Source organism: Rubellimicrobium arenae (genome assembly GCF_017916275.1).
GTDB classification, from domain to species: domain Bacteria; phylum Pseudomonadota; class Alphaproteobacteria; order Rhodobacterales; family Rhodobacteraceae; genus Rubellimicrobium; species Rubellimicrobium arenae.
This window is the reverse complement of record NZ_JAFMST010000001.1, coordinates 113,869-127,313: the sequence shown is the minus strand read 5'-3', so window position 1 is coordinate 127,313 and position 13,445 is coordinate 113,869. Positions and strand designations below refer to the sequence as shown.

The 13,445-nt window shown below is 72.0% G+C and carries 14 protein-coding genes; 11 read left to right on the top strand and 3 right to left on the bottom strand.

The genetic code is table 11. The features are described 5' to 3' along the window. Window positions 1–157 precede the first annotated feature (157 nt). From J3P31_RS00585 to J3P31_RS00570, 4 genes are all read left to right on the top strand, one after another. A complete protein-coding gene (locus J3P31_RS00585) occupies window positions 158–352 on the top strand; it encodes a hypothetical protein (protein WP_210526245.1) in 195 nt (64 codons plus the stop codon). A gap of 187 nt (window positions 353–539) precedes the next feature. After that, window positions 540–1,115, top strand: a complete 576-nt coding sequence (locus tag J3P31_RS00580) for a uracil-DNA glycosylase family protein (RefSeq protein WP_210526244.1) — start codon at window positions 540–542, stop codon at window positions 1,113–1,115. Window positions 1,116–1,406: 291 nt separating this feature from the next. Continuing rightward, the gene (locus J3P31_RS00575; protein WP_210526243.1) at window positions 1,407–1,613 is read left to right on the top strand and encodes a cold-shock protein; all 207 of its coding nucleotides are present in this window, start codon (window positions 1,407–1,409) and stop codon (window positions 1,611–1,613) included. Between the two features lie 21 nt (window positions 1,614–1,634). After that, window positions 1,635–2,285 carry a DUF4329 domain-containing protein gene (locus J3P31_RS00570; protein ID WP_210526242.1) on the top strand — a complete coding sequence of 217 codons (651 nt, stop codon included), beginning with the start codon at window positions 1,635–1,637 and terminating at the stop codon, window positions 2,283–2,285. 7 nt (window positions 2,286–2,292) lie between these two features. Here the strand turns inward: J3P31_RS00570 and J3P31_RS00565 are convergent, their stop codons facing one another. Then, a complete protein-coding gene (locus J3P31_RS00565; RefSeq protein WP_210526241.1) occupies window positions 2,293–2,979 on the bottom strand; it encodes an arylesterase in 687 nt (228 codons plus the stop codon). Between J3P31_RS00565 and J3P31_RS00560 the strand changes: the two genes are divergently transcribed. The 3 genes from J3P31_RS00560 to J3P31_RS00550 all read left to right on the top strand — a co-directional run bounded on the left by J3P31_RS00560 (window position 2,978) and on the right by J3P31_RS00550 (window position 6,677). Further along, window positions 2,978–3,676, top strand: coding sequence for an ABC transporter ATP-binding protein (locus J3P31_RS00560; protein WP_210526240.1), 699 nt, complete (start codon window positions 2,978–2,980; stop codon window positions 3,674–3,676). The genes J3P31_RS00565 and J3P31_RS00560 overlap by 2 nt on opposite strands. Further along, entirely contained in the window at window positions 3,673–6,204 is a 2,532-nt protein-coding gene (locus J3P31_RS00555) for an ABC transporter permease (protein WP_210526239.1), read from the top strand. Before J3P31_RS00560 ends, J3P31_RS00555 begins: the two co-directional genes overlap by 4 nt. Window positions 6,205–6,302: 98 nt before the next feature. Further along, window positions 6,303–6,677, top strand: coding sequence for a DUF983 domain-containing protein (locus tag J3P31_RS00550; protein ID WP_210526238.1), 375 nt, complete (start codon window positions 6,303–6,305; stop codon window positions 6,675–6,677). Window positions 6,678–6,723: 46 nt separating this feature from the next. Here the strand turns inward: J3P31_RS00550 and gltX are convergent, their stop codons facing one another. Next, complete coding sequence (gene gltX / locus J3P31_RS00545) at window positions 6,724–8,049, bottom strand: glutamate--tRNA ligase (RefSeq protein WP_210526237.1); 1,326 nt, start codon at window positions 8,047–8,049, stop codon at window positions 6,724–6,726. A gap of 66 nt (window positions 8,050–8,115) precedes the next feature. On the opposite strand from gltX, the gene J3P31_RS00540 reads away from it, so the two are divergent. The 4 genes from J3P31_RS00540 (at window position 8,116) to J3P31_RS00525 (ending at window position 12,651) form a co-directional block, all read left to right on the top strand. Then, window positions 8,116–8,508, top strand: coding sequence for a metallopeptidase family protein (locus J3P31_RS00540; protein WP_210526236.1), 393 nt, complete (start codon window positions 8,116–8,118; stop codon window positions 8,506–8,508). 121 nt (window positions 8,509–8,629) lie between these two features. Further along, entirely contained in the window at window positions 8,630–9,565 is a 936-nt protein-coding gene (locus J3P31_RS00535; RefSeq protein ID WP_210526235.1) for an MBL fold metallo-hydrolase, read from the top strand. A gap of 123 nt (window positions 9,566–9,688) precedes the next feature. Beyond that, window positions 9,689–10,639, top strand: a complete 951-nt coding sequence (locus J3P31_RS00530; protein WP_210526234.1) for a 1-phosphofructokinase family hexose kinase — start codon at window positions 9,689–9,691, stop codon at window positions 10,637–10,639. Between the two features lie 431 nt (window positions 10,640–11,070). After that, entirely contained in the window at window positions 11,071–12,651 is a 1,581-nt protein-coding gene (locus J3P31_RS00525; RefSeq protein ID WP_210526233.1) for an MORN repeat-containing protein, read from the top strand. Window positions 12,652–12,657: 6 nt separating this feature from the next. Here J3P31_RS00525 and J3P31_RS00520 read toward each other — a convergent pair whose 3' ends face one another. After that, the gene (locus J3P31_RS00520; protein ID WP_210526232.1) at window positions 12,658–13,323 is read right to left on the bottom strand and encodes an SDR family NAD(P)-dependent oxidoreductase; all 666 of its coding nucleotides are present in this window, start codon (window positions 13,321–13,323) and stop codon (window positions 12,658–12,660) included. Window positions 13,324–13,445 lie beyond the last annotated feature (122 nt).

Below are 13,445 nucleotides of genomic sequence, written 5' to 3'. Positions count from 1 at the left end.
TTGATCCGGCGTTCTCCCGCGACCGCCGTCACGGGGGGAGCCGCGTCCCGGCGGACTGGTGCCAAGCAGCAGTCCCGTCACAGCAAGGACGCGCGACCGCCACAATCAAACCACATTCCCAACCATCTTGTGGCCTGCGATCAGTGTGGGGATGAAGATGGGTTTTGTTCTGTTGGCCAGCTTCCTCGGCATCATCGGGGCAATGATCGGCGTGATCGAGCTTGATCTGGGCTGGATGTCCGCGCTTGCGGTATGGTCCTTCGGCGGCACGCTCAGCGCGGCGCTTGCCGTCACCCTTGGCCAGCTGCGGGCGATGGAGAGCATCGCGAACAGGTCCCCGATCCGTCGCTGATCCGTCCGGCCGACCCTGGGCGTCGCCACGACGCCCTCGTCCCAGCCAGTGGTGGTTGCCGCAGCGGGTCGACGCCACGACGGCCCTGCCGGACGGCCTGCCGCGACACGGCCCGTTGACCGGGTCGCGGCTCGCGGTCGTCGGCCCGACAGGCTGGGATCCGGCAACCGCGCCCTAGCTCCTGGCCATGACGGCCCCCTCTCTCGCATCCCCGGCCGAGGTCGCCCGCCGCCGCGCGCGGCTCGGGGATCCCGCGAACGCGCCCCTGGCGGCCCATGTCCGCGCGCTCCGGACCCGACTGGAGGGTCTCGTGCCGGACATGGACCCCCTGGACGGAGGAACCGCGGCCCGCGTCCTGCTCCTCCTGGAAAAGCCCGGCCCGCAGGCCGCGCGGACGGGCTTCGTCTCCCGCGACAATCCCAGCCCGACCTCCGCCGCCATCCGGGCCTTCCTCGATCAGGCGGGCCTGGCGCGCCGCGACACGCTGATCTGGAACTCGATCCCGGCCTGGAACGGCACCATCCGGGTCACCGGCGCGGAACTGGCCCGAGGAGCGGCGGAGCTGCCGCCGCTGCTCTCGCTCCTGCCACGGCTCGACACCGTGATCCTGGTCGGTCGGCGGGCGCAGAGGCTGGAAGGGCTGCTTCCCGCGCCTCTCCGGGTGCTCGCCTCGGCGCATCCGTCGCCCCAGGTCCGCGCCGCCTTTCCCGACCGCTGGCGGGCCATCCCGGACATATGGGCTTCGGCGGCCACACCGCCCTGAGCTTGGCGCGGACCCGCCCTTGAATCGCCACAGTCAGATGATGCAGGTGCGCGCCGAACGCATGGCAGAATGCCGGCAGGGGACAGGATGGAAGCGGGCCACGATCGATGGCACGACCGGATTCGCTCGCCCGCACGAGACGCTTGTTTTTCGACTCCCCCCAAGGCATAGTCGTCACTGCGACGTTACCTTCAATCGACCACTGTCTCCGTTACGGCCCAGGGCATCGATCAGCACTGACGAGCCGGTCCGCTGCATCCCGCGAGCGGAGTGAACTTAATGGAGACCACGATGGCCACTGGCACCGTGAAATGGTTCAACACCACCAAGGGTTACGGCTTCATCGCCCCCGATGGCGGCAAGAAGGACGTGTTCGTCCACATCTCCGCCGTTGAGCGTTCGGGCCTGACCGGCCTCAAGGACAACCAGAAGGTCACCTTTGACATCGAATCCGGCCGCGACGGCCGCGAATCCGCTGTCAACCTTCAGCTGGCCTGAGCCGGGAGGCGGCGGGCGCAGATGACGCGCCTGGCCGCGTTTTCCCTCGTGGCGCTGGCGGCCCTTGCCGCCTGCGCCGCCCCCTATCCCGACATGACCGGCAACGCGCCCGGTCCCGACCCGTCCGAACGCATCGTGACCACCGGCCCGTTCCCCGGCGCCCGCCGCCACGACGTCGTCGAGGCGACCGCCACCGGGACGGAGCGCGCCTTCGTCACCGCGATCCTCACCGACCTCCAGCACCGCTCTTTCGCCGAGAACCGGGAGTTCTGCGGCTACATCGGGCTGGCCCCGGACGGCACCTGGATGTCCACTCCGATCCTGGGCGGCACCGAGGCGTCCTGCCCCCTGCCCCGGATCCCGCCCGAGATGCGGCTCGTGGCCTCGTTCCACACGCATTCGACCTACAGCCCGTATTATGCGTCGGAATGGCCGACCTCGCAGGATGTCGCCACCGACGCGATCGACGATATCGACGGCTACATCGCCACGCCGGGCGGGCGGCTCTGGCACGTGGACACGGACACGATGACGGTCCGCCAGCTCTGCGGGCGGGGCTGCCTGCCGCAGGACCCGAACTACATCGCCGCCGACGACGGCCCGCTGCGGCCGGTCATGAGCTACAACGACCTCCTGGCCTGGGAACAGTCCACCGGCGAGCCCTGGTACTAGGCCCGCCTCAGCGCGCCGCCTCCAGCAGCTCCAGCACCCGCGGACCCAGCTGGTCCACGATCCGCTCCACGCCCTCGGCATTGGGATGGATGCCGTCCGGCTGGAGATACCGGTCCCGCGCCTCGGCCAGCCCGGCGCCGTCTCTGCGCAGGCCCGCGAAGAAATCGGGCTCCACCATTACCCCGAACTCGCGCCCGAGCTCCGGGTACATCGCGTCGAACGCCGCCTCGTAGTCCGGCCCGTACTGCGACGATGCGTCGATCCCGACCAGCAGCACGGGGACGCTGCGGTCCCGCGCCGTCTGAAGGATCGCGCGGAGGTTCTCGCGGCTTTCGGCGGGGTCGATGCCCCGCAGGAAGTCGTTGCCCCCCAGCGCGACGATCATCGCGTCGGCGTCCTCGCCCAGCGCCCAGTCCAGGCGGGCCCGCCCTCCGGCCGTGGTGTCGCCCGACACGCCGGCGTTCCTGACCTCGACCTGCGCGCCGTGACCCTCCAGCCAGTCCGCCAGCCGGGGCACGAAGCCGTCCTCCGGGGCAAGGCCGTAACCCGCCGTCAGGCTGTCCCCCAGCGCGACCAGCGTGGCGGGCTCCTGCGCGGCGGCGGGCGAAGCGAGCAACACCGCGAGAGCGAGGTTGCGGATGCGCCGCCACCCTCCATATCCCAGCCGGAACGCACGCCGGACAGGAGACTCCATGACAGACCCCGCCCTTTCGCTGTCCGAGGCGCGGCTCACGCTGCGCGGCAATGCGGGCCCGGTGGAGATCCTTCGCGGCATCACGCTCGGCGTGGCGCAGGGCGAACGCGTGGGGCTCGTGGGTCCAAGCGGATCGGGCAAGTCGTCGCTCCTCATGCTCATGGGCGGCCTCGAACGGGCGACCGGGGGCGAGGTCCGCGCCCTGGGCCAGGACCTCACGCGGATGGACGAGGACGGGCTCGCCCGCTTCCGCCGTGAGAATATGGGAGTGGTCTTCCAGAGCTTCCACCTCATCCCGACCATGACCGCGCTCGAGAACGTGGCGACCCCGCTCGAACTGGCGGGGGTGCGCGACGCCTTCGGTCGCGCCCGGGCCGAGCTGGAGGCCGTGGGCCTCGCGGCCCGGGCCGACCATTATCCGTCGCAGATGTCCGGGGGCGAGCAGCAGCGCGTGGCCCTGGCCCGCGCTCTGGTCGGACGGCCCCGGCTCCTCCTCGCCGACGAGCCCACCGGCAACCTCGACGAGGCGAATGGCCAGGCCATCGTGGACCTGCTGTTCGGCCTGGGCGAACGGGCCGGCGCGACGCTGGTCCTCGTGACGCACGACGAACGGCTGGCCGGGCGCTGCGACCGGGTGGTCCGCCTCCGCGACGGACGCCTCGCCGAGGACCCTGCCGCCGCGCGGGCCGCCGAATGACCGTCGCCGCCCGCCTGGCCTGGCGCGAGCTGCGGGGCGGCCTCAAGGGCGGCCTGCGCGGGTTCCGCATCTTCCTGCTCTGCCTGCTCCTGGGCGTCGCGGCCATCGCCGCCGTGGGCACCGTCCGCACCGCCATCGAGGCCGGACTGGAGCGCGAGGGCGCGCGGCTCCTGGGCGGCGACGCCGAGGCCGAGCTGACCTACCGCTTCGCCACTCCGGAGGAGCGCGCCTGGCTCGAGTCCCGCGGCAGCCGCCTGTCCGAGGTCGTGGACTTCCGCAGCCTCGCGGTCGCCGACCCCGAGGGCCGGGCCGACCGGGCGCTGACCCAGGTCAAGGCGGTCGACGACCCTTATCCCCTGATCGGCGAGGTGGAGCTCGATCCGCCGATGCCGCTGGCGCAGGCGCTCGACGGGGGGGGCCTGCCGGGCCTCGTCATGGAGCGCGTGCTGGCCGACCGGCTCGGGCTGTCGGTCGGGGACAAGGTGCGGCTGGGGCGGCAGGACTTCACGCTGGCCGCGCTGATCCTGCGCTTTCCGGACAACTCCACCGCCGGCTTCGGGCTCGGCCCCAAGACCATCGTCCTCAGCGCCGATCTCGCCCAGTCCGGGCTCCTGGCCGAGGGCACGCTCTTCAACACCCTGTATCGGCTCGACCTGCCCCCGGACGCGGACCTCGACGCGCTCGCGCAGGAGGCGGCGACCTTGTGGCAGGACCGGGGGATGCGCTGGCGCGACGCGCGGGACGGCGCGGGCGGCACGCAGGAGGTGGTGGAGCGCCTGGGCCGGTTCCTCGTCCTCGTGGGCCTCTCGGGTCTGGCGGTGGGCGGCGTCGGCGTGTCCGCGGCGGTCGGCGCCTACCTTTCGGCCAAGACCGAGGTCATCGCCACCCTGCGGACGCTGGGCGCCTCCCGCGCGACGATCTTCGGGAGCTACTTCCTCCAGATCGGGACGCTCGGCCTTGCCGGCATCGCGCTGGGCCTGATGCTGGGCGTGGGCGGGCCCCTGCTCCTCGCGCCCTGGATCGAGGCGCAACTGCCCGTGCCCGCCGTATTCGGCCTCTACTGGGCTCCCCTGGGCGAGGCGCTGGTCTACGGCCTGCTCGCCATGCTGCTCTTCACGCTCTGGCCCCTGGCGCGCGCCGGGGACATCCGGGCCGCCACGCTGTTCCGCGATGCGCTCGCGGGCGGGGCCAGGCTGCCGCGCCTGCCCTACCTTCTGGCGACGGGCCTCATCCTCGCCACGCTCCTGGCGGTCGCCTCGTGGTTCCAGGGCTCTCCGGCGCTGACGCTCTGGACGGCGGCCGGGATCGCGGGGGCTCTGCTCCTTCTCGCGCTGTCGGCCACGCTGGCGCGGCGGCTCGCCCGACGCCTCTCGGGCCGGGCGCGGGGGCGGCCGGCGCTGCGGCTGGCGCTCGGGGCCATCGGCGCACATGGCGGCGAGGCGGTGCCCGTGGTCCTGTCCCTGGGGCTGGGGCTGTCGGTGCTGGCGACCGTCGGCCAGATCGACGGCAACCTGCGGCGCGCCATCTCCGGCGACCTCCCCGAGGTCGCGCCCTCCTACTTCGTCCTGGACATCCAGCCCGACCAGATCGACGACCTGCGCAGCCGCCTCGCCGCCCGCCCCGGCGTGGAGCGGGTCGAGGCCGCGCCCATGCTCCGCGGGCTGATCACCCAGATCAACGGCCGCCCCGCCGATGAGGTCGCCCATGGCCATTGGACGGTCAACGGTGACCGGGGCATCACCTATTCGGCCGCGCCGCCGCCCGGCACCACGATCACCGCGGGCGAATGGTGGCCCGAGGACTACGACGGCCCGCCCCTGGTGAGCTTTGCCGCCGAGGCCGGCGAGGAGATCGGGCTCAGGATCGGGGACACGCTCACGCTCAACGTGCTCGGACGCGACATCGACGCGACCATCGCCAACTTCCGCGAGGTCGATTTCCAAAGCGCCGGGCTGGGCTTCATCCTGTCCCTGAACCCGTCGGCCCTCGCCGGCGCGCCGCATAGCTGGATCGCCACGATCCACGCCACCGAGGCCGCCGAAGGCCCCCTGCTGCGCGACCTCGCCCAGGCCTATCCGAACATCACCGCGATCCGGATCCGCGACGCGGTCGAGGAGGTGCAGCGCATCATCGAGGGGGTCACCGCCGCGATCCGCGTGGCGGCGCTCGCCACCCTGGCGACCGGTCTCCTGGTCATCGTCGGGGCCGCCGCCGCCGGGGAACGGAGCCGCGCCTGGGAGGCCGCCATCCTCAAGACGCTGGGCGCGGAACGGCGGCTGATCCTCGGCAGCTTCGCCTTGCGCGCGGCCCTCTTGGGGCTGGCGGCGGGCGTGGTGGCCCTGGCGGCGGGCCTTCTGGGGGCCTGGGCGGTGATGCGCTTCGTGATGGACGCGGACTTCCGCGTCGTCTGGGGCAACGCGGTGGGCATCATCCTGGGCGGCACGCTGACGACGCTCCTCGCCGGCCTGGCCTTCGCCCTCCGTCCCCTCGCCGCCCGCCCCGCCCGGATCCTCCGCGCGCGGGAATAGAACGGGCCTAGACTCGGACCCGGTCCCGGACCCGGACCCCCACGGAACGTCGGCGCCCCCAGGGCGTTGGGGGCGGGCAACCAGCGCGGGGACGGACCATGCCTTCCGCCAGCACGGACCGGGACAGCGGACGGGCGATGCGGCGCGGCCTCATCGGCCGGTGCCCCAATTGCGGGCAGGGACGGCTCTTCGCCGGCTACCTGAGGATCTCGCCCACCTGCCCCGAATGCGGCGAGGAACTGGGCCGCTATCGCGCGGCGGACGGTCCGGCCTTCTTCACCATCAGCATCGTCGGGCTCCTGCTGGTGCCGATCCTGGGATGGAGCTTCGTCATCCTGCGCCCCGACCCGCTGGTTCTGGCCCTGATCCTGACGGTCTCGATCACCATCCTGACGCTGGTCGTGCTCCGGCTCGTGAAGGGGGCCTTCGTGGGCTACCTTTGGTCCATGCACGAGATGGACAAGGGCGCGTAGCCGCGCTCGAACCCGCAGGCCGGGGTCCGGGCGGGATCGCGGGCCCTCAGCCGGCCAGCGACGGCTTGACCTGCAGGAGCGGCAGCAGAGCCCCCATGTCCGGCCCGGCGTCGCGCCCGGTCACGAGGCGCCGCAGCGGCTGGAACAGGCCCTTGCCCTTGCGCCCCGTGCTGGCCTTGAGCCCGTTGGTCCATTCGCCCCAGGTCCCCTCGCCGTAGGGCGGCTCGCCCAGGGCGGCCAGCGCCTGACCGACGAACTCGCGGTCCTCCTCGGCGGCCACGCCCACGCCGCCCTGCGACAGCACGCGCCACCATTCGGCGATCTCGCTTTCCCGGGCGACGTTCTCGTGGAGGACCGTCCAGAAGGCCGCCTGCAGATGCTCCGGCACGCCCGCCCGGGCCAGCGCTGGCGCGATCGCGTCCAGCGGCTTGGCGGACAGCACGCGCTGCGTCAGCGGCCAAAGATCCTCGGCGTCGAACTTGGTGGGCGCCGCGCCGAAGCTGTCCAGCCGGAAGCCGTCCACGACCTCCTGCACGCTCCCTCGCAGTTCCACGGGGTCCGACGACCCGAGCCGCGCCATCAGCGACAGCACCGCCATGGGTTCGAGCCCCTGCGCCCGCAGGTCCCGCAGCGACAGCGTGCCCAGCCGCTTGGACAGCCCCTCGCCCTGCGGGCCGGTCAGCAGCGAATGGTGGGCAAAGCGCGGCGGCTCGGCGCCCAGCGCGCGGATGATCTGGATCTGCGTCGCGGTGTTGGTGACGTGGTCGGCGCCGCGCACGATATCGGTGACCTCCATCTCCGCGTCGTCGACCGAGGACGCGAAGGTGTAAAGCCACTGCCCGTCCTCCTTCTGGATCACGGGGTCCGACACGCTGTCCGCATCGATGCTGATCGGGCCGAGGATGCCGTCCTCCCACTCGATCCGGCCGGGATCGAGAAGGAACCGCCAATGCGACGGACGCTCCGTGCGCAGCCGGGCCTTTTCCTCGTCCGACAGCTTCAGCGCCGCCCGGTCATAGACCGGCGGCTTGCCCATCGAGAGCTGCTTCTTCCGCTTGAGGTCCAGCTCGGTCGCCGTCTCGAAGCACTCGTAGACCCGGCCCGCCGCGATCATGCGCTGCTTGGCGGCCTCGTAGCGGTCCGTCCGCAGCGACTGCCGCTCCTCCCGGTCCCAGGTCAGGCCCAGCCAGACCAGGTCCTCCTTGAGGCCCTGCACGTACTCCTCCTTGGATCGAACCGGGTCGGTGTCGTCGAGGCGCAGGATGAAGGTCCCGCCGTTCTGTCGCGCGATGGCGTAGTTGAACAGCGCGGCGCGCAGGTTCCCGATATGGATCCAGCCGGTGGGGGATGGGGCGAAGCGGGTGACGGTCATGGGCACGGTCCTTCGAAGGTGGCCGAGCCCTTCCACAGACGCCCTGCTTTGTCCATATGAAGCGCCATGGACCATATCGCACCCAGCCTTGACGAGATCGAGGAGCTCGCCCGCGACACCGTCGCGAATCTCCCGCCCGCCTTCCGCGAGGCCGCGCAGGCGGTGGTCATCCGCGTCACCGACTTCGCCTCGGACGAGATGCTGGCCGAGATGGAGATGGACCCCTTTGACCTCACCGGGCTTTATGACGGCATCCCCATGACCGAGAAATCGAACTGGGACCAGCCCAACGGTCCCGACACGGTCTGGCTGTTCCGCCGCCCGATCCTCGACGAATGGGCCGAGCGGGGGAACGTCACGATCGCCGACCTCGTGCACCATGTCACGATCCACGAATTCGCCCACCACTTCGGCTGGTCCGACGACGACATCGCCGCCATCGACCAGTGGTGGCACTGAGGTCCCCGGCCCCGCCGCGCGCCGTGCGGGGGTGAACAGACCCCTGCGCGCCGCCCCCGCTGGCCTGCGGCTTGGCGCGCCCTAGGCTCCCGGCCATCCACGACGCCAGGGAGGCTCCACCATGAAGCTGTCACGACGCCGGCTGATGATCGCCGGGGCGGCGCTGCCGCTCGCCACGCCCTACCTTGCGCTGCGGGCCACGCCCGCCGCCGCGCAGGACGATCACGGGGCCTCCGCCGCCGTGCCCTTCCCCCTGCACCGCGTGTTCAACCTGGGCGACCTGCAGATGACCGTCCTCCTGGCCGGGGCGGGCCAGCAGGACAACCCGCACGAGATCTTCGGCCTCAACGTCGACGACGCCACCTTCGAGCAGGCCAGCCAGGAGAACTTCATCCCCGCCGACCGCACCGTGGGCTTCATGCAGCCGACGCTGGTCACGGCCGGGGACAACCGCATCCTGTTCGACAGCGGGATGATGGCGGGCGGCCTCCTCGCGGCCATGGAGGAGGCGGGCCTCGCCCCCGCCGACGTCACCCATGTCGTGCTCACCCACATGCACCCCGACCATATCGGCGGGCTGACGGACGACTCCGGCGCCCCGACCTTCCCCGAGGCCGCCTATGTCGCGGGCCGGCAGGAGTTCGACGCCTGGGCCGCCATGAACGACGAGATGTTCGAATCCAAGGTGCGCCCCTTCGAGGACCGCATGACCTTCGTCGCCGAGGGCGACGAGGTCGCGCCCGGCATCACCGCCATGGAAACCTTCGGTCACACGCCCGGCCACATGGCCTTCATGCTGTCCAGCGGCGACCGGCGGCTCCTGATGACCGGCGACATCGTGAACCACTACGTCTGGTCGATGCAGCATCCCGACTGGGAGGTGGCCTACGACATGGACAAGCCCATGGCCGCCGAAACCCGCCGCCGCGTCCTCGGGATGCTGGCGCAGGACCGCATCCCCATGATGGGCTACCACATGCCCGCCCCGGGCGTGGGCTTCGTCGAAGCCAGGGACGACGGCTTCCGCTGGGTGCCGGCCACCTACCAGTTCATGTGACCCCGGCCGGGGGGCGCCCGCCCTCCCCGCCCATCGGGGGGCCGGCCCGCCCTCCGCCCTCCCCGCCCATTGCATCCCGGGACCGCGCCCGGCATGGTCCGCGCGACCTCAAAGGGGCTTGCCATGCGCGACATCCTCACCGTCACCCTGAACCCGGCCCTGGACTTCGCGACCGCCGTGGACAGCGTCATGCCAGGGGTCAAGCTCCGCTGCGCCCCGGCGCGCACCGACCCGGGCGGCGGGGGCATCAACGTCAGCCGCGCCATCGCCCTGCTGGGGGGCACCTCCCGCTGCCTCGTGGCCCTGGCCGGACGCAACGGCGAGGCGCTGGCCGAGCTCCTCCGCGCCGCCGGGATCGAGCTCATCGTCCACAAGGCCCCCGGCGAGACCCGCTCCTCCCTGTCCGTCCGCGACGAGAAGCGGGGCGAGCAGTATCGCTTCATGCTCCCCGGCCCGCCCTGGGGTCCCCTCGACGTGATCGCGGCGGAACAGACCATCGTGGAATCGGCCCAGCCCGGCGGGCTCGTGGTCATCTCCGGCACCATGCCGCCGGGGGTGCTGCCGGACCTGATCCCCGACCTCTGCGGCAAGCTCCAGGCCAGGGGCTGCGAGGTGGTCGTGGACACCTCCGGCCCCGCGCTCCACCTGCTGGCCCGCGCCCGGGGTCCCGCCCAGCCCGACTTTCTCCGCATGAACCAGGAGGAGGCCGACGACCTCGCGGGGCGCCGGCTCCTCGACCTCCAGGACAGCGCCGATTTCGCGCAGTCCCTCGTGCGGCGCGGCGTGGCGCGGCTGGTCATCGTCGCGCGCGGGCCCGAAGGGTCGGTCCTGGCCACCGACAGCCAGCGGCTCCACTCGCGGGCGGCGGACGTGCCCGTCCGCAGCAAGGTGGGGGCGGGCGACACCTTCGTGGGCTCCTTCACCTTGGCCCTCGCGCGCGGCGAGCCCCTGGAAGAGGCTCTGAAGCGGGGGGTGGCCGGGGCCTCGGCGGCCGTGATGACCGAAGGCACGGCCCTCTGCCGCCGCGAGGACGTGGAGCGGCTCCTGCTCCTCTGCCCCACCCTCCCGATCTGACCGCGGGGGCTGCCCGCCCGCCGTTGCGTGGGGCGCGCGGTGGTCTCAGGCCCGGTTAACCTTTCCGCCGCATCCTGCCGCCCATCACCCCGGTCCGGCCGGCGCAGGCATCTTGTGGATCCGCGCCCGCCCTTTGGTCCCGCCGGGGATGCTCTTTGGGGGACGCACGGGTGCCGCGTCCCACTGGGAGGGGGCGTCCCGCCCCCGCAAAGACCCAGCCGCCGCGTGTCGGGACACGCCCCCCGCGGGGACCGGCGTGGCGGCCGGCCCTGCGGCTCTCCGGGCGCGACCCGGGTCCGATCCGGACCCGGCGTGACGGCCCGGGCTTCGCCGCCACGGCTCGCGGCAATGCGTTTGGCCCGTTGTTGTCACCCCTGTCCGCTGCGGGTAGTGTCCCGCCTCGGGCAGGAACAGCGAAACACGGATCGACCATGCGGGGCATCGGACTCACTTTGGCCTTGGCGTTGCTCGGAAGCTCCGTGGCGGCGCAGTCGGTCGAGACCAAGCAGTACGAGGATGGCGGCATCTACGAGGGCCAGTTCCTCAACGGCCGCCAGCATGGCCAGGGCACCTACCGCCTGCCCAACGGCTACGAATACACCGGCGAATGGTTCGAGGGCGAGATCCGCGGCCAGGGCCGGGCGACCTTCCCCAACGGCTCGGTCTACGAAGGCCAGTTCGCCCGCGGCAAGCCCGAGGGCCAGGGCCGGATCGCCTTCGCCGACGGCGGCACCTACGAAGGCGAATGGCACGACGGCAAGATCAACGGCCAGGGCGTCGCCGTCTATGCCAACGGCGTCCGCTACGAAGGCACCTTCCAGAACGCGATGCACCATGGCCAGGGCAAGATGACCTCGCCCGACGGAACGGTCTTCGAGGGCGACTGGGTCAACGGCGTCAAGGAAGGCCAGGGCCGGATCACCTATCCCGACGGCTCGGCCTACGAGGGTCAGTTCACCGGCGGCGACCGCGAGGGCCAGGGCACGCTGACCGTGCCCGGCGGGCTCACCTACACGGGCGACTGGGTGGACGGCCGGATCGAAGGCCGGGGCAAGCTCACCCAGCCCAACGGCGACACCTACGAAGGCGGGTTCGTGAACGGCAAGCGCGAAGGCCAGGGCGTCGCGACCTACGCCAACGGCGACCGCTACGAGGGCGAGTTCCACGGCGACCTCCGCCACGGCCGCGGCCTGTTCACCGGCGCCGACGGCTACCGCTACGAGGGGGCCTGGGTCGAGGGCCGGATCGAAGGCCAGGGCACCGCGACCTATCCCGACGGCTCGGTCTATGTCGGGCCGTTCCGCAACGACCTGGCGGACACCACCCCGTCCTGCGACGCCGCGACGGACCAGCCGGCCACCGCCGCCTCTGCGCCCGGGGGCGCCGATTGCCCGGTCGTCCCCGGCCGCATCACCTACGCCGACGGCTCGACCTACGAAGGCGAATGGAAGGACGGCCAGATCGACGGGCGCGGCAAGGCGACCTACGCCAACGGCATGGTCTACGAAGGCGAGTTCCGGCAAGCCCGCAACCATGGCCAGGGCAAGATGACCTACCCGGACGGCTACACCTACGACGGCCAGTGGACCGATGGCCAGCGCAACGGCGAGGGCACGGCGACCTACGCGGACGGCACCGTCTACACGGGCGGGTTCAAGGACGGCCAGCGCCACGGCCATGGACGGATCACGATGCGCGACGGCTTCAGCTACGAAGGCGACTGGGCCGACGGCGCGATCAGCGGACGCGGGATCGCCACCTACGCGAATGGCGATGTCTACGAGGGCGAGTTCGCGGGCGGCCGCCGCCAGGGCCAGGGCACCATGCGCTACGCCTCGGGCCAGGTGGAACAGGGCCGCTGGCAGGACGGCGTCTATGTTCCCGCAGGGGCCGCTCCCGCCCAGGCCACCACGGTTCCCTCGGACGGATCGGCCCCGCCGGCCCCGGTCCCCGCCGAGTCGCCGGACGCGCCCGCCAGTCCGGTCCCTGCCCCCACGAACCCCGCACCCTGAGCGCCCTCACCAGGGCACCTCCCGCCCCTCGTGGTCCCAGAAGCGGCCGGTCTCGGCCGGGGTCAACCGGGTCAGCACGGCCAGCAGCCGCCGCGCCGCCTCGTCCGGCGACAGCTTGCCTCGCGGCGGCTCATAGGCCGAGGTGAAGGGGGTCGCGACCGTTCCGGGGTGAAGGGCCGCGACAACCGCCTCCCGGTGGGTCCGCGCCAGCTCGATGGCCGCGCCCCGGACGATCTGGTTCAGCGCCGCCTTCGAGGCGCGGTAGCTGTGCCAGCCGCCCAGCCGGTTGTCTCCGATCGATCCCACCCGGGCCGAGAGCACCCCCAGCACCGAGCGCCGCCCCCGCGGCAGAAGTCGCGGAGCATGGCGCAACAGGAGGGACGGCCCGATGGCGTTCACTTGGATGACCTCGGCCATGCTGCGCGCATCGATGGTGGCCAGCGCCTTTTCGGGTCCCTCGCCCGGCGGGGCCAGGAGGCCGGTCGCGATCAGGACGGCCTCGAACGGCCCCTGAACCTGCCCCATGACTCGTTCGATCGAATCGGCGTCCCGAAGGTCGAGGCCGTGGCTTGACCTCGAGAGCCGAACGACATCGGTCCCCTGCGCCTCAAGAGCCTCCGCCAGTGCGGCCCCGACACCCCCCGACGCCCCGATCACCAGTCCTTTTTCCATGCCCTCAGGCTACAATTCCGGACCGGGCCGGCAAGGGCCGACGCAAGGCGAGCGATGATCGGACGGAACGGGCCGAGCCCCCTTTCCCCCCACGGAAGATGCCGTTATGGTCCGCCTCCATG